Source organism: Edwardsiella sp. A.80236 (assembly GCF_044540725.1).
GTDB classification, from domain to species: domain Bacteria; phylum Pseudomonadota; class Gammaproteobacteria; order Enterobacterales; family Enterobacteriaceae; genus Edwardsiella; species Edwardsiella tarda.
The window spans coordinates 92,767-113,367 of sequence record NZ_JBIUCY010000005.1 but is presented as its reverse complement, the minus strand read 5'-3'; the positions used below and the strand labels follow the sequence as shown (position 1 = coordinate 113,367).

Below are 20,601 nucleotides of genomic sequence, written 5' to 3'. Positions count from 1 at the left end.
CTTGGCAGATGGCGCCAGCGAGGCTGGCGGGTAACAGGCAATAACGCAGTCATCCTGTCAGCATAGGCGGCATTCCGCCGCCTCGACACCGACCACCGAGTAATATCCGCTGTGGCTCACAGATTTAGCAACTTTTTCGCATCACTTAATTGACTTCATCGCTACAGAAGAGCGCACGATCGCGTAACAGATGGTCGTTGGCGCGTCGCCGAGTGAAGCCGCTGCGATCGAAGAACTCGAGGATCTGTACCGCCAGCTTACGGCCAATGCCGAGCTGATCACGGAAGTCGGCCGCGCTGGTGCTGCCTTGGCGGACATCCATCTGGCGGATCAGATCGGCGAATTGGTAGAGGCGTTCGGTACGATAGTAGCGGTCACGCACCACGGCGGTGATGTGGCCGAGCAGCGCCGCCTGGCGTAGCGTTTGGCGCATCTCATCCTCCTCGGCGCCGAGCGTGGTCGCCAGATCGCGCACCCACCAGGGGTCATCGGCAAACAGTGGGGCGGCGCGTTGCCACAGGGCGAGCTGTGGCGGCGTCATGGCGATGTTGTGCTGCGGTAGATGTAACCACCCCCGGCTGTTGCACAGCGCCCCTTCGGCCAGCAACTCGCCGAGGAGATGGAACACCAGGCTTTCCGCTTCGGTCGGCAGCGCCATGCGTCGCAGGCGAGCGCGCCCGACACCGAGCTGATCGCCATGCTGTTGATGGTATTGCGCCAGCGTCTCCAGCAGGCGTTGGCGCAGCTGCTCTGCCGTCGTCCGACTGAGCAGATGGTCGCCGACCAGCAGCAGATCGTCGCGCGCCAGCAGCGCCTGACAGGCGCTGTCGCTCAGTTGACGCGCCCAACCCAGCTCGGCGACGCTGAGCGTCGCGTTGGGCAAGCGTAACGCCAGCACCGCGGCATCGTCGCTCGCTTGTGTCAGGCGACGTAGCGTCTCGAGGAAGGCGGGTTGGCGCTTACCCCGGCGTGGCGCCGTGAGCTGTAACACCCGCGCGGCCCCTAGGGTGTGGCGCGCCGCGATGTCGCGCAGGATCAGCGTGTCGCCCTCCGCCAGCCACAGGGGCTGATCGAGGATCAGCTCCGCCAGATCCTCCCCTTGGGCGGTGGAGTGCGTCTCCAGCAGCGAGAGGCGCCCGGTGATGTGGCGGGCGGCATGGTGCAGATGCAACGGTTGCCAGTGTTGCAACGGGGCGACGCCATCCAACGCCACCAGGATCCGTTGGGCCGGCGGAACGGCGGGACGTTGGGCCAGTAGCCAGTCGCCGCGTTGGATCTGCGCCTTCTCGACGTCACCGCTGATGTTCAGCGCCACACGTTGGCCCGCCTCGGCCTCCAGGGTGTCGCGATTCTGGGCGTGCAGGGTACGTACCCGCACCGGCTTGTCGCAGCCAGTCAGCCACAGGGTATCGCCGACGCGTACTCGGCCCGCCAGCGCGGTACCGGTCACCACCAAGCCACTGCCTTTGACGCTGAAGGCGCGGTCGATGGCCAAGCGGAAGCGGCGATCGACGCGGGCCGGAGCCGCACTCTGGCTAAGCAGGTGTTGACGCAGGGCGTCGATGCCCAGGCCGCTGAGGGCATCCGTCTCGAACAGCGGCGCGTCGGGCCAGCCCTGCTCGGCCAGCAGGGCCTGCACCTGGGCGCGAACTCGTGCTCGCTGCGCCTCATCCGCCCGCGTCGCCTTGGTCAGCGCCACGGTCAGTGTCGGGCGCCCCGCCAGACGCAGCAGCAGTAAATGTTCGCGCGTCTGCGCCATCACGCCGTCATCGCAGGCGACCACCAGCAGGGCGTGTGGGATGCCGCCGATGCCGGCTAACATGTTGGCGAGAAACTTCTCATGTCCGGGCACGTCGATAAAGCCGAGCACGCGTCCATCCGCCAAGGGGAGGTAGGCGTAGCCGAGATCGATGGTCATGCCGCGCCGTTTCTCTTCCGGTAGACGGTCGGTATCGACCCCAGTCAAGGCGTGCAGTAGGGTGGTTTTGCCGTGATCGACGTGTCCGGCGGTAGCGATGATCATTGGCACAGCTCCTGTAGTAACGCCTGTTCATCTTCTAGGCAACGGAGATCGAGCCACAGTTTACCCTCCTGGATCCGGCCGATGACCGGGCAAGGCAGGGCGCGCCAGCGTTCGGCCAGCGCCGTCAGGGTGCCGCCGCGTCCATCGCGAGGCGTGATGGTAATGGCGTAGCTGGGCAGGCGATCCACCGGTAGCGAGCCGCTGCCGATCTGAGAGAGGCACGCCTCCAACGCCAGGTCGAATGTCGCCTGGTAGTGGGGGCGTAGCTGGCTGAGTAGGCGTTCGCCGCAGGCGGCGATCGCACCGGCCTCGCGCGTCAGGTGGCGCAAGGTGGGCAGCGCCTGGCTCAGTTTCTCCGGCTGTTGATAGAGTTGCAGGGTGGCGTCCAGCGCCGCCAGGGTCATCTTGCCACAGCGTAGGGCGCGCTTGAGCGGATGGCGTTGCAGGCGGCGGATCAGATCGCGCCGTCCCACGATGATCCCAGCCTGCGGCCCGCCCAGTAGCTTGTCGCCGGAGAAGCTGACCAGATCGACGCCGTCGGCCAGCAGGCGTTGCGGCATCGGTTCGGCCGGCAGGCCGTAGCGGGTCATGTCCAGCAGCGAACCGCTGCCCAGATCGCTGATCACCGGCAGGCCATGCTCATGCCCCAAGGCGACCAGCTCGGCCTCGCCGACGGCGGCGGTGAAGCCGCTGATGGCGTAGTTGCTGGTATGCACCTTCATCAACAGCGCACTCTGTTCATTGATGGCCTGGCGGTAGTCGTGCAGATGAGTGCGGTTGGTGGTGCCCACCTCATGCAGGCGGCAGCCGGCTTGGGTCATCACGTCAGGGATGCGGAAGGCGCCGCCGATCTCCACCAGTTCACCGCGCGAGACGATCACCTCGCGTCCCGGCGCCAGGGCGGCCAGCATCAGTAGCACCGCCGCCGCGTTGTTGTTCACCAGGCAGGCATCCTCGGCTCCGGTCAGGGCGCACAGCCGATCGGCGATGGCGCGGTCGCGGTGGCCGCGTCCGGCATCGTCCAAATCGTACTCCAGGGTGACCGCGCTCTCCATCGCCTGGCTGGCGGCGGCGATAGCCTGCTCGGCCAGCAGCGCCCGCCCCAGGTTGGTATGCAGTACCGTTCCGGTCAGATTGAAGACTCGGCGCAGGGCGGGGGTGAGGGCGGTGGCGATCTGCCTGGCACAGGCCTGCGCCCAGTCCACGCACCAGTCGGGTAACGCCTGATGCTGTTGAATGGCATCGCGGGCCTGCTGTTGCAGCGCCCGCAGGGTCTGGGTCACGAGTTGACTGCCGTATTGCGCCTGTAGGGCGACGCAGGGCGGCGTACGCAACAGGGTGTCGATCGCGGGGATCTGGCTGTAAAGCGCCTGATGATCTGAACTCATTGGACTATTCCGTACCTTTATCTGCTAGCTACGCTGGGCGACATTTCCCCCATGATAAAGGCTGGCGGCGGAGGAATACAGTGACATGCCGCCGCCGGTGTCCGCCTTAGTCGGCAGGCGGTACGGTCCGCAGGAAGCTGTCGCGTTGGAATAGACGTTCCGCCAGGCAGACCAAGGCCGGGCGCCCGACACACCAGTTGGGATAGACGCGGCGGAAGTTGAGGTAGCTCAGGCAGCAGCCGGTGGCGATATCCGCCAGGTTGAGTTCTGGCCCATTCAGCCAGCGCCGTTCGGCGACCTGCCGCTCTAGCGCATCCAATCCGCGCTGGATCTTGGCGCGTTGGCGTTGTAGTTCCGCGCTATCTTGGCGCTCCGCCGGACGGCGTAGCTCGCGGACGATGGTGACGGCGGCGTCGCAGATCCCATCGGCCAACGCCTCGACCTGGCGTACACGCAACGCCTCGGTACGATCCTGCGGCAGGAAACGGGGGGCCGCCGTCAACGCGTCGAGGTACTCGGCGACCAGAGGGGAGTCGAAGACGATCTCCCCGTCGTCGGCGATCAGGGCCGGAACCTTACCCAGCGGATTGACGGCGAGCACGCGTGCGTCGTCGAGATAGGGGTTGTCGCTGACGAATTCGAAGGTGAGCTGCTTCTCCAACAGCAGCACAAAGATCTTACGCACAAAGGGACTGGTATAGCTGCCGATCAGTTTCATGCGGGCCTCCGGTTAGCGGGCGGCGCGTGCGCAAAGGGGAAGGGGATGCGCCGCCGTGCTCTAGTATGGCAGAGTTTTGATCGATGAGACTGTGCTCGCGTTGGCGAGAATGAACTCGACGCGAGTGGGCGGGGGAGCGTGTCGCTGAGGCATGGCGATGATGACGCCCGACCCGCCACAATGCGAGGAGAGGGGAGAGGTGCCGCTATCCCCCCGGTGACGACTTACTGATGCTGCCCCTGCTTCTGCAGGAATTGCACGCCTTTGTCCGGGAAGTCGGTGAATACCCCATCGACGCCCGCCTGGTTGTAGATCACCTCATACAGCTGGTCGACGTTGCTCACGTAGTCCGGCAGCTTATCGGCCCGGATGGTGTAGGGGTGGACCGCCATCTTGTTGGCATGCGCCTCCTTCACCATTTCCGTCAGCTTGATGTCGCCCTTGCGTGAGTCGGCGCTGACCAGCATGTGGTAATCCGGCCCGATGCCGTCGGCATATTGGGCGATCTGTTTCATCGCGCCCGGTTTAAACATCCAGTCGTAGCTGTAGTTGACCCAGGTACCGTCCGGCTTCTTCTCTTGGGTTTCGTTCCAGTCGGTGTAGGCGATCAACTGTACTAGCTTGAGGTTCTGTCCGTTCTTCGGCATCAGCTCATGCTTGATACGTTTGAGCTCGTTGGCATCGAAGCATTGCAGGTAGACGTTGTCATCCTTAGCGCTATAGCCGTACTGTTTGAGGACTTGCAACACCTTGGCGGAGATGTCTTTACCCTCCTGCTGGTGGAACCACGGCGCCTTGATTTCGGGGTAGATGCCGATGTTCTTACCGGTCGAGTGGTTGAGCCCCTGGACAAACTCGATCTCCTCCTCAAAGGTATGCACGCGGAAGTCGGATTTCCCCATCGGGAAGCGGCCCGGATAGCTCTGTACTTTCTTACCCTTTTCGAGATCGAACCCTTCGGTGAATTTGAGCGATTTGATCTCATCTAAGGTGAAGTCGATGGCGTAGTAGCGGCCATCCTTACGCGCTCGGTTGGGGAAGCGCTCGGCGACGTCGGTTACCCGGTCCAGATAGTGGTCATGTAACACCACCAACTGATCGTCCTTGGTCATCACCAGGTCCTGCTCTAGAAAATCAGCGCCTTGGGCGTAGGCCATCGCCTTGGCTGGCAGGGTATGCTCCGGCAGATAGCCGCTGGCGCCACGGTGAGCGATGACCACTTTATCATTCGCGGCATAGGCGCTCATCGCCAAGGTGCCGCCGAGCAGGAGACTGGCTACTATTGCATTAATTTTCATAGAATTATCCTTATCTCTGGTGGGGTTAAGGCTACAAAAAAGGCTGCACCCCGCATGCGCGGCACAGCCTTCGGTTAAGCAGGACGGCGCATGAGGCGCCGCCGTTGAGGCTTAGGCTCGCTTCTCTGCTTGCTCGCGCAGATGCTGTTTGTGCTCGTTGATCATCACCACCAGCAGCAGGATGACGGCCAGGATGCCGCCGCCGATCATCACCATGAAGCCACCGTTCCAGCCGAAGAAGTCGACGGTGTAACCGACGATGGCGCTGGCGGCCACGGAGCCACCCAGGTAGCCGAACAGGCCGGTGAAGCCTGCCGCGGTACCGGCCGCTTTCTTCGGTGCCAGTTCCAGGGCGTGCAGGCCGATCAGCATCACCGGACCATAGATCAGGAAGCCGATGATGATCATGCAGGTCATATCGACGTTGGGGTTACCCGCCGGGTTAAGCCAGTAAACGATGGTGGCGATGGTGACCAGGGTCATAAAGAACACCCCGGTGGCACCACGGTTACCGCGGAAGACCTTGTCAGACATCCAGCCGCAGATAAGGGTCCCTGGGATACCGGCATACTCGTACAGGAAGTAGGCCCAGGAGGACTTATCCAGCGCGAAGTGTTTCACCTCTTTCAGGTAGGTCGGTGACCAGTCCAGGATGCCGTAACGCAGCAGATAGACAAATACGTTGGCGATGGCGATATACCACAGCAGCTTGTTGGGGAAGACATACTGCATGAAGATCTGCTTGGCGGTCAGCTCCTGCTCCGCCTTGGCGGAGTAGTCGTCCGGGTAGTCGTTCTTATACTCTTCGATCGGCGGCAGGCCGCAGGATTGCGGGGTGTCACGCATCATGGCGAAGGCGAACAGGGCGACCAGGATGGCGGCGAAGGCGGGCATATAGAGTGCGGCATGCCAGTCGTTGAACCAGGCCATCCCCAGCAGGAACAGCAGCGGCGGCAGGCCACCGCCCACGTTATGGGCGCAGTTCCATACCGACACGATCCCGCCGCGCTCCTTCTGCGACCACCAGTGCACCATGGTACGGCCACACGGCGGCCACCCCATTCCCTGGAACCAGCCGCACAAGAACAGCAGTACGAACATCACCATGATGCTGGAGGTGGCCCACGGGACGAAGCCCATCACCAACATCACCACGGCGGCCAGGATCAGGCCGGCTGGCAGGAAGACGCGCGGGTTGGAGCGGTCAGAGACCGACCCCATGATGAATTTAGAGAAGCCGTAAGCGATGGAGATGCCGGAGAGGGCAAAACCGAGATCGCCACGGGAGAAGCCTTGCTCGACCAGGTAGGGCATCGCCAGGGTGAAGTTTTTACGCACCAGGTAGTAAGCGGCGTAGCCAAAGAAGATCCCCATAAAAATCTGCCAGCGCAGACGACGATAGGTCGGGTCTATCTGCGCGTCTGGCAACCGCGACTTATGCGCCGCGGGCTTAAACATGCTTAACATAACTCTCTCCGATGACGTTATTTATTGTTTGTTTGGTCCTAAATCCGCTTCCCCAGTGAAATCGGTTAAGGCACACGCTCATAGGTAAAAAAACAAAATAGGCGCGCCTAGCAGTGAATTATGCCGCCAGATACCCTTTTCGTTTTCATTTTCGAGCGCAGGATAGGCAATTGCGAACAATCAGACTGTGAGAGAGTCCTCATATTGTTACACTTTTATGAAATTGAGCGACAAATTAACCGATTGAGTAAAAAAATAAGGTAATTTGTATGATATATGCGTCGCGCTAGGGTGATATTGATCACATTGATGAGCTTTTATGGTCTTTCTATTTTCGTTTTGTGCGCGTATTTGCTCCTTATCAAACATTTTTAGTCCGCAATATGGCTTACTAAGCGCATTACCACTCTTTGGCTTGGGAGCCACTCATGTTACAGAGCCCCGCATCACAGGAAACTGACGTCGTCATTATCGGCGGCGGCGCCACCGGCGCCGGTATCGCCCGTGACTGCGCGCGCCGCGGCCTGCGTTGTATTCTGCTGGAGCGTCACGACATCGCCACGGGCGCGACAGGCCGTAATCATGGTTTGCTACACAGCGGTGCCCGTTATGCGGTGACCGACGGTGAATCAGCGCGTGAATGTATTGAAGAGAACCGCATTCTAAAACGCATCGCCCGCCACTGTGTCGAGCGCACCGATGGGTTGTTTATCACCTTGCCGGAAGACGATCTGGCCTATCAACCGCGTTTTGTCGAGGCCTGCCGGGCCGCCGGTATCGAGGCGCAGGCCATCGATCCGGCTGAGGCGCTGCGCCTTGAGCCGGCGGCTAACCCGCGTCTGATTGGGGCGGTACGTGTGCCGGATGGCACGGTCGACCCTTTCCGCCTGACGGCGGCCAACATGCTGGATGCGCGCGAACATGGCGCCCAGGCACTGACCTATCACGAAGTGTGTGGCCTGCTGCGCCAAGGCGATCGGGTCAACGGGGTGCGCGTTCTCGACCATAAGTCGGGGCAGCGCTACGACATTCACGCGCAGATCGTGGTGAATGCCGCCGGGATCTGGGGGCAGCACATCGCCGAATACGCCGATCTGCGCATCAAGATGTTCCCCGCCAAGGGGGCGCTGCTGATCCTCGGCCACCGCATCAACAACATGGTGATCAACCGCTGCCGTAAGCCGGCGGATGCCGACATCCTGGTGCCGGGCGACACCATCTCGCTGATCGGCACCACCTCGACCCATATCGACTACGATCAGATCGATAACATGCTGGTCACGCCGCAGGAGGTCGATGTCCTGATCCGTGAAGGCGAAAAGTTGGCGCCGAAGCTGGCGGCAACCCGCATCCTGCGCGCCTATGCCGGGGTTCGTCCGTTGGTGGCCAGCGACGATGACCCGAGCGGTCGTAACGTGAGCCGCGGTATCGTGCTGCTCGATCACGCCGCGCGCGATGGGATGGAGGGGTTCATCACCATCACCGGCGGCAAGCTGATGACCTACCGGTTGATGGCCGAATGGGCCACGGATAAGGTGTGCGAGAAGTTGGGCGTCACCACGCCCTGTACCACCGCCAGCGAGCCGCTGCCTGGCTCTGAACAGTCGGCTGAAGAGACGCTGCGCAAGGTGATCTCCCTACCGGCGCCGATCCGCGGCTCGGCGGTGTATCGCCATGGCGATCGCGCCGACCGTCTGCTGAGCGGCGATCGGTTGAATAGCAGCCTGGTATGCGAGTGCGAGGCGGTGACCGCCGGTGAGGTCCGCTACGCGGTCGACTCCCTGACGGTGAATAACCTGGTGGATCTGCGCCGTCGTACCCGAGTGGGGATGGGGACCTGCCAGGGCGAGCTGTGCGCGTGCCGCGCCGCCGGTCTGCTGAATCGCTTTAAGGTCACCACGCCGCAACAATCCATCGAGCAGCTCTCTCACTTCCTGAACGAGCGTTGGAAGGGGATCCGCCCGATCGCTTGGGGCGATGCATTACGCGAAAGCGAATTTACCAGTTGGGTTTACCAGGGGTTGTGCGGTATGGATGCCGTGCCGCCGCAGCGTGGGGAGAATGACGATGAAATTTGATACGGTGATGATCGGCGGCGGTCTGGCCGGTTTGGTGTGCGGCATTCGCCTGGCGGAGGCCGGACAGCGTTGCGCCATCGTCAGCGCCGGGCAGAGCGCGTTGCACTTCTCCTCCGGCTCCTTCGATCTGTTGTCGCGCCTGCCGGATGGTACGGCGGTCACCGAGCCGTGTGCGGCGATCGACGAGCTGCAGCGTCAGGCGCCGCAGCACCCCTATAGCCTGCTGGGCGGCGAGCACTTTTCCCGTTATGCGCTGGAGGCCGAGCGCCTGCTGGAGCGTAGCGGTCTGGCGCTGGTCGGCGATCATCGACGCAACCACCTGCGGGTGACCCCGCTGGGGACCCGTCGCCTGACTTGGTTGAGCCCGAATGAGGTGCCGGTCAGCGATGTGGCGAGCGCGCTGCCGTGGCAACGTATTCTGGTGGCGGGCATCGAGGGATTTCTCGACTTCCAGCCGCAATTGGTGGCGGGTTCCCTACAGGAGCAGGGTGCGCATTGCCAGGTGGTGGAGCTGACGCTGCCGGCGTTGGATCGCCTACGCGCCAACCCGAGCGAGTTCCGTGCGGTCAACATCGCCCGGGTGCTCGACGTGGCGGAGAATCGCCGCCTGCTGGCCGACGAACTCAATCGCCACGCGGCCGACGTCGACGCCATCTTCCTGCCCGCCTGTATCGGGGTGGATTGCGACGATGCCTTGGCGCAGCTACGCGCGGCGGTCTCACGCCCGTTGATGCTGTTGCCGACCCTGCCGCCGTCGGTGTTAGGGATCCATATTCATCAGCAGCTGCGCCGCCGTTTCCAGGCGTTGGGCGGCCTGATCATGCCGGGCGACACGGTGGTGAGTGCCGAGTGTGAGGCGGGGCGCGTGACGCGCCTGTATACCCGCAACCACGGCGACATTCCCTTGCGTCCTCGCCATGTGGTGCTGGCCAGCGGTAGCTTCTTTAGCAACGGGTTACGCGCCGACTTTGCCGGCGTGCGCGAGCCGGTGTTTGGCCTGGAGGTGATCGCGGAGGCCGAGCGTGGCGCGTGGTGCCAGGCATCGATGTTTGCCCCGCAACCCTATCTCCAATTTGGGGTGCGTACCGACGCCAGCCAACGCGCCCGCGTCGATGGCGCGACCCTGCATAACCTGTATGCCGCCGGCGCCGTGCTGGGCGGTTATGATCCGATCCATCAGGGCTGTGGCGCCGGGGTCTCCCTGCTTACCGCCCTGCACGCCGCGCAACAGATTTTGGCGGAGGAGGCACAATGAGTCTGCCTGCTGACAACAGCTTTGAACAATGCATCAAATGCACCGTGTGCACCACCTACTGCCCGGTGGCGAAGGTTAACCCGGCCTATCCCGGCCCGAAGCAGGCCGGCCCGGATGGCGAGCGTCTGCGGCTGAAAGATCCGCAACTGTATGATGAGGCGCTGAAGTATTGCACCAACTGTAAGCGTTGCGAGGTGGCCTGCCCGTCCGACGTGAAGATCGGCGACATCATCCTGCGCGCCAAGACCCAGTACGGTAATCACAAGCCGAAGCTGCGCGACGCCATCCTCAGCCATACCGATCTGATGGGGACGCTGTCGACGCCGTTCGCGCCGTTGATCAACGCCACCACCGGTCTGAAGCCGGTGCGTCAACTGCTGGATAAGGCGTTGAAGATCGACCATCGTCGTGAGTTGCCCAAATACTCCCACGGCACCTTCCGTAGCTGGATGCGCAAGCAGGCGAGCGAGCAGGCACGCTTCACGGAGCAGGTGGCGTTTTTCCACGGCTGCTACGTCAACTACAACCACCCGCAGCTGGGCAAGGATCTGGTGCGGGTATTTAATGCCATGGACATCGGGGTTCAACTGCTGTCGCGCGAGAAGTGCTGCGGCGTGCCGCTGGTGGCCAACGGCTTCATCGAGCAGGCCAAGAAGCAGGCGCGGGTGAACGCCGACTCCCTGAGCGAAGCGGTGTTAGAGAAGGGGATCCCGGTGGTGGCGACCTCGTCGAGCTGTACCTTTATGCTGCGCGACGAGTATCCACATGTGTTGGATATCGATACCACGCCGGTGCGGGATCGGGTGGAGCTGGCGACGCGTCATCTCTATCGCCTGCTCGACGCTGGCCGCACGCTGCCCCTCAAGCCGCTGAATCTGAAGATCGCCTACCATACGCCGTGCCATATGGAACGCATGGGATGGGCGCCCTATACCCTGGCGTTGTTGCAGATGATCCCCGGCGTCGAGCTGATCATCCTCGACTCTCAATGCTGCGGGATCGCCGGTACTTACGGTTTCAAGAAGGAGAACTACGAGACCGCCCAAGGCATCGGCGCCGGATTGTTCCGCCAGATCGAAGCCAGTGGGGTGGATCTGGTGGTGACCGACTGCGAGACCTGCAAGTGGCAGATCGAGATGTCAACCAGCAAGCGCTGCGAGCATCCGATCACCCTGCTGGCGCAGGCCTTGGCGTAAGGCTTGATACGCTATTTTCCCCTAACTTGTCATGATAATTTTTGAGTGAGTGTCCCTACTTGGTCTCGGCGGCTGCCGAGACCTTTTTTCTTTCTGGCGCCCGCACCGATAAATGTGGCGGGCGGCGCAGTTACGTCGTCCACTTCCCGATAAAATAAAACATGGTTTTATAAACAAAGGAATGAAAAATCATGTTGACGGGTAATGTTCACTACCTCGCCCAGATGCCCTATCTGCCGGTGGCGATCCGCCAGGCGATCGAGTATGTGATGGCCAACTTCAGCGCGGCGACGCCGGCAGGACGCTATGAGATCGACGCCCAGCGCCAGTTTGTCTTGATCGCCCACGACGAGACCGCCGCCGCCGAGACGCGCCGTGCCGAATACCACGCCCGCTATCTGGATGTGCAGATTGTGCTGGAGGGGCAGGAGGGTATGGGCTTTAGCAACCTGGCTCCTGGGGTGCCCGGCGAGGATCGGTTGGCGGATAAGGATATCGCCTTCCTGCCGCTGGGAGCAGGTGGCCTACAGGAGAAGTCTTTGACGTTGCAGCCGGGTGACTTTGTGGTGTTTTATCCGGGCGAGGTGCATAAGCCGTTGTGTGCGCTGGGGGCTCCCGCACCGGTGTGCAAGGCGGTGATCAAGCTGGATGCGCGTGCGCTCGGCCTGTTGGCCGACTAAGGGCGAGAGGGCGGTACGGCCAGGTAAGGCCGAGGCCGCCCCGATAGCGGCGTCAGGCGCCGGCCAGTGTCGCCACCATCACCGCCTTGATGGTATGCAGGCGGTTCTCCGCCTGATCGAAGACGATGCTGTGCGGCGACTCGAACACCGCGTCGGTAACCTCGATCCCGTCGTGTAAGCCATACTGTTCGGCCATCTGTTTCCCCACGGCGGTCATCGTGTCATGGAAGGCGGGCAGGCAGTGCAGGAATTTCACCTGGGGATTGCCGCTCAGCTGCAGCGTCTGCATGTTGACCTGGTAGGGCAGCAACTGGGCGATACGCTCCTGCCAGACGGACTTGGCCTCTCCCATTGAGACCCAGACATCGGTATACAGGAAGTCCGCATCCTGTACCCCCTCGGCGACCTCCTCCGTCAGGATCAGCTTGGCACCGGTCTGCTCTGCCACCGCCTGGCATTGAGCCACCAGCGCCGCCTCCGGCCAGAAGGCGCGCGGGGCCACCAGGCGCAACTCCATGCCCATCAACGCCGCCCCCTCCAGCAACGAGTTGCCCATGTTGTTGCGCGCATCGCCGAGGTATGCCAGCTTGATGGCCGATAGCGGCTTGGCGCAGTGTTCGCGCATGGTGAGCAAGTCCGCCAGGATCTGCGTGGGGTGGAACTCATCGGTCAGCCCGTTCCACACCGGCACCCCGGCGTAGTGCGCCAGCGTCTCTACCACCGTCTGACCGAAGCCACGGTATTGGATGGCGTCATACATCCGTCCCAACACGCGCGCGCTGTCCTTGATCGACTCCTTATGGCCGATCTGGCTACCGCTCGGGCCGAGATAGGTGACGTGGGCCCCCTGATCATGGGCGGCGACCTCGAAGGCGCAGCGGGTACGGGTGGAGTCCTTCTCGAAGATCAGGGCGATATTCTTTCCTGTCAGACGCGCCACCTCACTCCCCTGTTTCTTGGCGTGCTTAAGCTCGGCGGCAAGATTGATTAGGTATGCAATCTGTTGTGGGGTGAAATCCAGTAAGCGCAGGAAGTGATGCTGATTAAGCTGATCCATATGGCCTGTCTCCGTTGTGAGATGCGATGTAGTGATGAATTTATATTCACATTATGTGTATTAAAATTCAATTTCAACCCCTGGGGCGGAAATATTGTTTTTGTGGGAGTGGTGAGGCGTCGCCGCCTGTGGGAGAATGCGCGAAAGGCTTAGCGATTGAGGATCAGTGAAATGGCAAACCGAGAGCTGCTAGAAGAACAGCGTGAAGAAACCCGCATGATTATCGAAGAGTTGCTGGATGACGGCAGCGATCCGGATGCGCTGTACACCATCGAGCACCACCTGTCGGCGGAGCGCTTTGAGACGTTAGAGCAGGCCGCCGTCGAGGCGTTCAAGCTGGGCTACGAAGTGACCGACGCCGAAGAGCTGGAGGTCGAAGAGGGCGTCCTACTGATGTGCTGTGATGTGATCAGTGAGGTGGGCTTAAATGCCGACACCATCGACGCACAGGTTGAGCAGTTGATGACCCTGGCGGAGAAGCACGGCGTCAGCTACGACGGCTGGGGAACCTACTTTGAGGATCCGGACGGCGAAGAGGGCGACGACGAGGGGGAGTATGACGAGGATGACGTCGACGAAGATGACGACGGTCGTCGCCACTAATCACCGCTGATAACGCGCGTCGAGCGCGTCTCCGGGAGCCGAGCGGCTCCCTTTTTTTGTCTATGGGCCACGCCGATCAGAGCGCGCGCAGCATGCGTACCTCGCAGTCGACATGGCGTGTGGCGCCCAGCGCCTGGTCGATGCGCGAAAATCCCAGATGTTGGTACAGGGCGATGGCGTCGAGCAGGGTGGCGGTGGTCTCCAGGTAGCAGTGGGTGAACCCCTGGCCCCGGGCGAAGTCCAGCGCCTGCAACGCCAAACGCTTCGCGATCCCGCGGCCACGCAGCGCCGGTAAGAAATACATCTTTTGTAGCTCGCACAGGTGCGCCGCGGCCCCCTCCAGCGGGGCGATGCCGCCGCCGCCCGCCACCTCGCCGTTGAGCTCGACCACCCAGTAGGCGCTGCGCGCCGCCGCGTAACTCTGCGCCAGACGATCCAGATTGGGATCGGAGACGGTGAACCCCTTGTCGGCGCTGAGGCCACACTCGGCGGAGACGCGGCGGATCACGGCGGCGATCGCGGCGTTGTCGGCGGGGGTCAGCGGGCGGATGAGAATATCGGCGGTGTGTGGCTCGGTCATGGGACGGTCCATGTGCAAGTGGGCGGATAAGGGAATTCTTTAAATAGCACCCTAACCCGCCTGAATGCAAGTGCCATCAGGGCGACGGCACGGCGTTAGAACTCCACATCCTCCAGGCTGAAGGTCTCCGTCTGATCGTTATAGGAGAAGATCTCGGCGTAGCGCCCCCAGTTGATCACGCTATCCAGCGTCTCACGCGCGGCCTGATCGGAGAGGGCATCCTCCAACTCCTGCTCGAAGCGTACCCGCGGCGCGCGATGGCCCGGGCGCTCGTCGAGCACGCTCTTGATCAGCATCGCCAGGGGGACATGACGCAGCAGGTGTTCGGCGAATAACGCCTTGCGCGGCTGGGTATCCATGGCGGCAAACTGTTCACCGGCCGGGGTGAGGATGATGTCGCCCTGCTGCACGCTGGCAAAGTCCAGGTGTTGCAGCACCTCGGCGACGGGAAACAGCCGGTCGACCTCCATGTGGAGCGCCAGCGCCAGATCCGGCATGTCGGCCCGCCCGTGATAGGGGGCGGCGGAGAGGCTCTCCAACAGCCCGGCGATCAGGTTGGTGGAGACGTGCGGCAGCCAGGAGCCGAGGCGTAGCTCGTGGCGCAGGGTGTTGTCGCTGTTGCGTGCCGTCATCTGGGCGTAGACCTCATCCACCAGATGACGGAAGGCGGGATCGAGGCGGTTGCGCGGGTGGCGGAAGGGGACGGCGATCTCGGCGATGATCTTTCCGGGGTGCGAGGAGAGCAGCAGGATGCGATCGCACATGAACACCGCCTCCTCGATGTTATGGGTGACGATCAGCATCGACTTGATGGGCAGCTTGCCCTCACTCCACAGATCGAGCAGATCGGTACGCAGGGTCTCGGCGGTTAACACATCGAGCGCCGAGAACGGCTCGTCCATCAACAGCAGGGTGGGGTCGACCACCAAGGCGCGGGCAAAGCCGACGCGTTGCCGCATGCCGCCGGAGAGTTCGCGCGGGTAGGCGTTCTCGAAACCATCCAGGCCGATCAGATCGATGGCTGCCAGCGCGCGCGGACGGCGCTCGGCGGCGGGCATCCCCTGTGCCTCCAGCCCCGCCTCCACGTTCTGTAGCACCGTCAGCCAGGGAAAGAGGGCGAAAGTCTGGAATACCATCGCCACCCCGTCGGCCGGGCCTTGGAGCGGGGCGCCGAGATACTCGACCTCGCCGGAGCTGGGGGCGATCAGGCCGGAGATGATGCGCAGCAGGGTGGACTTGCCGGAGCCGGAGCGGCCGAGTAGGGCGACGATCTCGCCCGTCTGCAGGGTCAGGTTCACCCCTTGGAGGATGGTCTGTCGGCCATGCGCCTGCTCGTAGCCATGATCGACGGCGCGCACGGCCAAGATCGGCGCCGGGGCGGCGGGCGGGAGCGAAGGGCGAGCGTCGGTCATGATGATCCTCCTCGAATGGGGTTAGTGGGCGCGAAAGCGTGTCTCGGCGTAGGCGTACAGCGGGCGCCACAGCAGGCGGTTAAACAGGGTGACGAACAGCGCCATCATGGCGATCCCCAGGATGATATGGGGAAAGTTGCCGCTGGCGGTGTTCTCGGCGATGTAGGCCCCCAGACCATGGGCGATCAGCCGGGTGTCACCCCATTGCACATACTCCGCCACGATGCTGGCGTTCCAGGCGCCCCCGGCGGCGGTGATCGCCCCGGTGACATAGTAGGGGAAGACGGCGGGCAGCATGATCTGGCGCCACCACTGCCAGCCGTGAATATGGAAGTTGGTGGCGGCCTCGCGGTAGTCATTGGGGAAACTCATGGTGCCCGCCACCACGTTGAACAGGATGTACCACTGGGTGCCCAGCACGATCAACGGCGACAACCAGATGTCGGGGTCGAGGCGGAAATGGACGATGACGATGACGAACACCGGGAATAGTAGGTTGGCCGGGAAGGCGGCCAGGAACTGGGCCAGCGGCTGGATCTTCGCGGCCAGCGCCGGACGCAGGCCGATCAGCACCCCGAGTGGCACCCAGATTAACGAGGAGATCAGGATCAGCAGGCTGACGCGCAGCAGGGTGATCAGGCCCAGCAGGAACACATGGCCCACCTCGTGCAGCGAGGCGCCGTTCTGCACATACGCCCCGACACGCACGCTGAGATAGAGGGTTAGCAGCAGGATCGCGCCCCCCCATAGGTGGTCAATCGTCGGCCCGATGCGGCTCGGCGTGACCGCCCTCTGCGCCGGGCGGCGGCGTGGGCAGCGTAGCGGCAGGCGTGCCAGCCAGCCCAGCAGTTGGCCCAAGGGGGCGAACAGGCGATGGAACAGGTGAGTGCGGCGCAGCAGGTTAAACAGCCAGGAGGTAGGGGGCGTGGCCGAACGGGTGGTCTCCATGCGGAACTTATCCGCCCAGGCGACCAGCGGGCGAAACAGCAGCTGATCATAGGCCAGGATCACCGCCACCATGGTCAGCAGTACCCAGCCGATGGCGTGCAGATCGCGCTGTAGGATCGCCTCGGCCAGATAGGCGCCGATGCCCGGCAGGACGAAGTGGGTATGGCCGACGGTAATCGCCTCCGAGGCGACGATAAAGAACCAGCCGCCGGACATCGACATCATCATGTTCCAGATAAGCCCAGGCATGGCGAAGGGCGCATCCAGCTTCCAGAAGCGTTGCCAGCCGGTGAAGTGCAGGCCGCGCGCCACCTCGTCGAGATCAGACGGCACGGTACGCAGGGACTGATAGAAGCTGAAGGTCATGTTCCACGCCTGGCTGGTGAAGATGGCGAAGATGGCCGCCAACTCGACCCCGAGCACCCGCCCCGGAAACAGGGCGACGAAGAAGGTGACGGTGAAGGAGATGTAGCCGAGCACCGGCACCGATTGCAGGATGTCCAGCATCGGCACCAATACCTTGGCCGCGCGTCGACTCTTGGCCGCCAGGGTGCCGTAGATCAGGGTGAACAGCAGCGAGGCCAGCATGGCGACCAACATGCGCAGGGTGGTGCGCAGGGCATACTCCGGCAGAGCGGCGGGAGCCAGAGAGATACTCTGTTTCTCTAGACTGGCCAGGGGTTGCAACGTCTGGTGGAAGCCGATGGCCATCATGGCGATCAGACTGATGATCAGCGGAAAGGCGACGACATCCCAACGGTTAGGATGCAGACTCAAGGGTTCGCGGGATTCGGATCGGCGGCTATCCATCGGGCTCCTCGCATCAGGCGGCGCCGTGTGCGGCGTGGCCACGCGGGGGAGAGGCCGAGCATGACCTGTCTCTTCTCCGCAGAAAGTGAATGATGACGCTGTTGCTGAGTATAGCCGCACGGGCGCGGCAGGCCGAGCGATGGCGCAGAAAGGTTAGGCGTTAAGCGTACAGGAAACAAAACGGGGGCCGTCAGGCCCCCGTGTCTTTAGCGTGTGCGACGGCTTACAGCGCGGCGATCACCGCCTGCTGTTCGATCAGCTTGGCTTTCGCCTCGGCATAACCGGTCAGCTTCTCGCGCTCCTTGGCGACCACCGCCTCCGGGGCACGCGCCACGAAGCCTTCGTTGGACAGTTTGGCTTCGATGCGGGCGATCTCGCCGTCGATCTTGGCCACTTCCTTGCCCAGACGATCCAGCTCGGCGGCCTTGTCGACCAGACCGGCCATCGGGATCAACAGCTCGGCGCCATCGACCAGCTTGGTGACGGAGACCGGGCCCTTGTCGCCGGCTGGCAGCAGGGTGATGCTCTGCAGACGAGCCAGCGACTGGATGAAGCTGCTGTTCTGCTCCACGCGACGCTGCGCGTTGTCATCGGTGTCACGCAGCAGCAGTTCTAACGGCTTGCTCGGGGCGATGTTCATCTCGGCGCGGATGTTACGTACCGCGATGATGGTCTGCTTGATCCACTCCAGATCGGCCAGCGCCTGGGCGTCGTCCTGTGCCGCGTCATACTGCGGATAGGGCTGCAGCATGATGGTGTCGGCATCGATGCCGGCCAGCAGCTTGACGCGCTGCCAGATGGTCTCGGTGATGAACGGGATGATCGGGTGTGCCAGACGCAGCAGCCCTTCCAGCACGGTCACCAGGGTGTGGCGGGTGCCGCGCAACTCGGCCTCGCTACCGCCGTTGATCACCGGCTTAGCCAGCTCCAGATACCAGTCACAGAATTGGTTCCAGGTGAACTCGTACAGGATATTGGCGGCGATATCGAAGCGGTAGCTGTCCAGCGCCTCACGCATGGCCTTCACCGTGCGGTTGAACTCCGCCAGGATCCAGCGATCGGCCAGCGAGTAGATCTTCTCGCCATCGTTGAAGCCGCAGTCGTGGCCTTCGGTGTTCATCAGCACGAAACGGCTGGCGTTCCACAGCTTGTTACAGAAGTTACGGTAGCCTTCCAGGCGCTTCATGTCCCAGTTGATGTCACGGCCGGTCGAGGCCAGGGCGGACAGGGTGAAGCGTAGGGCGTCGGTGCCGTGCGGCTCGATGCCCTCCGGGAACTGCTTCTCGGTGCGCTTGGCGATCTTCTCGGCCAGTTGCGGCTGCATCATGTTACCGGTGCGCTTCTCCAGCAGCGCCGGCAGGCTGATGCCGTCGATCATATCCAGCGGATCGATGACGTTGCCCTTGGACTTGGACATCTTCTGCCCTTCGTCGTCGCGGATCAGGCCGGTGATATACACGGTCTTGAACGGCACCTGCGGCTTGCCGTCTTCATCCTTGATGAAGTGCATGGTCATCATGATCATGCGCGCGATCCAGAAGAAGATGATGTCGAAGCCGCTGGTCAGCACGTTGGTCGGGTGGAAGGTCTTCAGCGCCTCGGTGTTCTCCGGCCAGCCTAGGGTAGAGAAGGTCCACAGGGCGGAGGAGAACCAGGTGTCCAGCACGTCGTTATCCTGGGTCAGCGTCACCTCGGCGCCCAGGCCGTTCTCGCTGCGCACCTCTTCTTCGCTGCGACCTACGTAGACGTGGCCGTCGGCGTCGTACCAGGCCGGGATGCGGTGACCCCACCACAGCTGACGGGAGATACACCAGTCCTGGATGTCACGCATCCAAGAGAAGTACATGTTCTCATACTGCTTCGGCACGAACTGAATGTCGCCATTCTCGACCGCTTCGATGGCCGGTTTGGCCAACGGGGCGGCACGCACGTACCACTGGTCGGTCAGCATCGGCTCGATGACCACGCCGCCACGGTCGCCGTAAGGCACCGTCAGATCATGCGCTTTGATCTCGACCAGCAGGCCGGCCTCGTCACAGGCCTTGACGATGGCCTTACGGGCGGCGAAACGCTCCATGCCGCGGAATTCGGCTGGCAGCTCGCTGCTGTAGACATCGCACTCGACGCCGTTGGTGTCCAGCACCTGCGCCTGATCACGGATGTCGGCGTCGAAGGTGAGGATGTTGATCATCGGCAGCTGGTGGCGACGACCCACCTCGTAGTCGTTGAAGTCGTGCGCCGGGGTGATCTTCACGCAGCCGGTGCCTTTCTCCATGTCGGCGTGTTCGTCGCCGACGATCGGGATGCGGCGGTTGACCAGCGGGACGATGACGAACTTACCGATCAGATCCTTGTAGCGCGGATCTTCCGGGTTGACCGCCACGCCGGTATCCCCCAGCAGGGTCTCCGGACGGGTGGTGGCGACCACCAGGTGATCCTGGCCGTCAGCGGTCTTGGCGCCGTCGGCCAGCGGGTAACGCAGGTGCCACATGGAGCCCTTGGTCTCGCGGTTTTCCACTTCCAGATCGGAGATGGCGGTGCGCAGTTTCGGGTCCCAGTTGACCAGACGCTTGCCGCGGTAGATCAGATCTTCCTGATACAGACGGACGAAGACTTCCTTCACCGCGTTGGACAGGCCATCGTCCATGGTGAAGCGCTCGCGCTCCCAGTCGACGGAGTTGCCCAGACGGCGCATCTGGCGGGTGATGGTGCCGCCGGATTCGGCCTTCCACTGCCAGATTTTGTCGATGAAGGCGTCGCGACCATAGTCGTGGCGAGTCTTGCCCTCTTCGGCCGCAATCTTACGCTCAACCACCATCTGGGTGGCGATACCGGCATGGTCGGTCCCCACCTGCCACAGGGTGTTTTTACCCTGCATGCGCTGGTAGCGGATCATGGTGTCCATGATGGTCTGCTGGAACGCGTGGCCCATATGCAGGCTGCCGGTGACGTTCGGCGGCGGGATCATGATGCAGAAGCTTTCTTTGCTGGTGTCGCCGTTCGGCTTAAAGTAGCCCTGCTGTTCCCAGTGCGCGTACAGCGGCTGTTCGATGTCTTGCGGGTTGTATGTTTTTTCCATTCTTCGTCT

Annotated in this window: 15 protein-coding genes; 5 read left to right on the top strand and 10 right to left on the bottom strand. The window is 62.5% G+C overall.

Annotated elements, in window-relative coordinates; genetic code table 11:
• Window positions 1–145: 145 nt before the first annotated feature.
• From selB to glpT, 5 genes are all read right to left on the bottom strand, one after another.
• Window positions 146–2,023 carry a selenocysteine-specific translation elongation factor gene (gene selB, locus ACEQFP_RS06520; RefSeq protein ID WP_396464048.1) on the bottom strand — a complete coding sequence of 626 codons (1,878 nt, stop codon included), beginning with the start codon at window positions 2,021–2,023 and terminating at the stop codon, window positions 146–148.
• Entirely contained in the window at window positions 2,020–3,411 is a 1,392-nt protein-coding gene (gene selA / locus ACEQFP_RS06515; protein WP_396464046.1) for an L-seryl-tRNA(Sec) selenium transferase, read from the bottom strand. The genes selB and selA overlap by 4 nt, the downstream gene beginning before the upstream one ends.
• Window positions 3,412–3,517: 106 nt before the next feature.
• Window positions 3,518–4,129 carry a glutathione S-transferase gene (locus ACEQFP_RS06510; RefSeq protein ID WP_005289863.1) on the bottom strand — a complete coding sequence of 204 codons (612 nt, stop codon included), beginning with the start codon at window positions 4,127–4,129 and terminating at the stop codon, window positions 3,518–3,520.
• 224 nt (window positions 4,130–4,353) lie between these two features.
• Window positions 4,354–5,427 (bottom strand): glycerophosphodiester phosphodiesterase, encoded by a 1,074-nt coding sequence (gene glpQ / locus ACEQFP_RS06505; protein ID WP_005289865.1) that lies wholly within the window; start codon window positions 5,425–5,427, stop codon window positions 4,354–4,356.
• Window positions 5,428–5,538: 111 nt separating this feature from the next.
• Window positions 5,539–6,894, bottom strand: coding sequence for a glycerol-3-phosphate transporter (gene glpT, locus ACEQFP_RS06500; protein ID WP_109610940.1), 1,356 nt, complete (start codon window positions 6,892–6,894; stop codon window positions 5,539–5,541).
• Between the two features lie 428 nt (window positions 6,895–7,322).
• Here glpT and glpA point away from each other — a divergent pair, with 428 nt between their 5' ends.
• From glpA to ACEQFP_RS06480, 4 genes are all read left to right on the top strand, one after another.
• Entirely contained in the window at window positions 7,323–8,972 is a 1,650-nt protein-coding gene (glpA, locus tag ACEQFP_RS06495; protein ID WP_005289871.1) for an anaerobic glycerol-3-phosphate dehydrogenase subunit A, read from the top strand.
• Window positions 8,962–10,227, top strand: a complete 1,266-nt coding sequence (gene glpB, locus ACEQFP_RS06490; protein ID WP_005296191.1) for a glycerol-3-phosphate dehydrogenase subunit GlpB — start codon at window positions 8,962–8,964, stop codon at window positions 10,225–10,227. The genes glpA and glpB overlap by 11 nt, the downstream gene beginning before the upstream one ends.
• The gene (gene glpC / locus ACEQFP_RS06485) at window positions 10,224–11,423 is read left to right on the top strand and encodes an anaerobic glycerol-3-phosphate dehydrogenase subunit GlpC (RefSeq protein WP_005289875.1); all 1,200 of its coding nucleotides are present in this window, start codon (window positions 10,224–10,226) and stop codon (window positions 11,421–11,423) included. The genes glpB and glpC overlap by 4 nt, the downstream gene beginning before the upstream one ends.
• A 191-nt stretch (window positions 11,424–11,614) precedes the next feature.
• On the top strand, window positions 11,615–12,103 hold the full coding sequence (locus ACEQFP_RS06480; protein ID WP_005289881.1) for a YhcH/YjgK/YiaL family protein: 489 nt from the start codon (window positions 11,615–11,617) through the stop codon (window positions 12,101–12,103).
• Between the two features lie 52 nt (window positions 12,104–12,155).
• Here the strand turns inward: ACEQFP_RS06480 and argF are convergent, their stop codons facing one another.
• The gene (gene argF / locus ACEQFP_RS06475; protein ID WP_005289883.1) at window positions 12,156–13,160 is read right to left on the bottom strand and encodes an ornithine carbamoyltransferase; all 1,005 of its coding nucleotides are present in this window, start codon (window positions 13,158–13,160) and stop codon (window positions 12,156–12,158) included.
• A 171-nt stretch (window positions 13,161–13,331) separates the two neighbouring features.
• Here argF and rraB point away from each other — a divergent pair, with 171 nt between their 5' ends.
• Entirely contained in the window at window positions 13,332–13,763 is a 432-nt protein-coding gene (rraB, locus tag ACEQFP_RS06470; RefSeq protein WP_005289885.1) for a ribonuclease E inhibitor RraB, read from the top strand.
• A 76-nt stretch (window positions 13,764–13,839) separates the two neighbouring features.
• Here the strand turns inward: rraB and ACEQFP_RS06465 are convergent, their stop codons facing one another.
• The 4 genes from ACEQFP_RS06465 to ACEQFP_RS06450 form a co-directional block, all read right to left on the bottom strand.
• Entirely contained in the window at window positions 13,840–14,343 is a 504-nt protein-coding gene (locus ACEQFP_RS06465) for a GNAT family N-acetyltransferase (protein ID WP_005296197.1), read from the bottom strand.
• 95 nt (window positions 14,344–14,438) lie between these two features.
• Window positions 14,439–15,755, bottom strand: a complete 1,317-nt coding sequence (locus tag ACEQFP_RS06460; protein ID WP_109579346.1) for an AAA-associated domain-containing protein — start codon at window positions 15,753–15,755, stop codon at window positions 14,439–14,441.
• A gap of 21 nt (window positions 15,756–15,776) precedes the next feature.
• The gene (locus tag ACEQFP_RS06455) at window positions 15,777–17,513 is read right to left on the bottom strand and encodes an ABC transporter permease (protein WP_396464042.1); all 1,737 of its coding nucleotides are present in this window, start codon (window positions 17,511–17,513) and stop codon (window positions 15,777–15,779) included.
• A 223-nt stretch (window positions 17,514–17,736) separates the two neighbouring features.
• On the bottom strand, window positions 17,737–20,592 hold the full coding sequence (locus tag ACEQFP_RS06450; protein WP_005289892.1) for a valine--tRNA ligase: 2,856 nt from the start codon (window positions 20,590–20,592) through the stop codon (window positions 17,737–17,739).
• Between the last annotated feature and the right edge of the window lie 9 nt (window positions 20,593–20,601).

What these genes read in the sequence shown, in the direction of transcription:
- selB (WP_396464048.1), bottom strand. Translation starts at nt 2,023, where the DNA reads ATGATCATCGCTACCGCCGGACACGTCGATCACGGCAAAACCACCCTA.
- selA (WP_396464046.1), bottom strand. Translation starts at nt 3,411, where the DNA reads ATGAGTTCAGATCATCAGGCGCTTTACAGCCAGATCCCCGCGATCGAC.
- ACEQFP_RS06510 (WP_005289863.1), bottom strand. Translation starts at nt 4,129, where the DNA reads ATGAAACTGATCGGCAGCTATACCAGTCCCTTTGTGCGTAAGATCTTT.
- glpQ (WP_005289865.1), bottom strand. Translation starts at nt 5,427, where the DNA reads ATGAAAATTAATGCAATAGTAGCCAGTCTCCTGCTCGGCGGCACCTTG.
- glpT (WP_109610940.1), bottom strand. Translation starts at nt 6,894, where the DNA reads ATGTTAAGCATGTTTAAGCCCGCGGCGCATAAGTCGCGGTTGCCAGAC.
- glpA (WP_005289871.1), top strand. Translation starts at nt 7,323, where the DNA reads ATGTTACAGAGCCCCGCATCACAGGAAACTGACGTCGTCATTATCGGC.
- glpB (WP_005296191.1), top strand. Translation starts at nt 8,962, where the DNA reads ATGAAATTTGATACGGTGATGATCGGCGGCGGTCTGGCCGGTTTGGTG.
- glpC (WP_005289875.1), top strand. Translation starts at nt 10,224, where the DNA reads ATGAGTCTGCCTGCTGACAACAGCTTTGAACAATGCATCAAATGCACC.
- ACEQFP_RS06480 (WP_005289881.1), top strand. Translation starts at nt 11,615, where the DNA reads ATGTTGACGGGTAATGTTCACTACCTCGCCCAGATGCCCTATCTGCCG.
- argF (WP_005289883.1), bottom strand. Translation starts at nt 13,160, where the DNA reads ATGGATCAGCTTAATCAGCATCACTTCCTGCGCTTACTGGATTTCACC.
- rraB (WP_005289885.1), top strand. Translation starts at nt 13,332, where the DNA reads ATGGCAAACCGAGAGCTGCTAGAAGAACAGCGTGAAGAAACCCGCATG.
- ACEQFP_RS06465 (WP_005296197.1), bottom strand. Translation starts at nt 14,343, where the DNA reads ATGACCGAGCCACACACCGCCGATATTCTCATCCGCCCGCTGACCCCC.
- ACEQFP_RS06460 (WP_109579346.1), bottom strand. Translation starts at nt 15,755, where the DNA reads ATGACCGACGCTCGCCCTTCGCTCCCGCCCGCCGCCCCGGCGCCGATC.
- ACEQFP_RS06455 (WP_396464042.1), bottom strand. Translation starts at nt 17,513, where the DNA reads ATGGATAGCCGCCGATCCGAATCCCGCGAACCCTTGAGTCTGCATCCT.
- ACEQFP_RS06450 (WP_005289892.1), bottom strand. Translation starts at nt 20,592, where the DNA reads ATGGAAAAAACATACAACCCGCAAGACATCGAACAGCCGCTGTACGCG.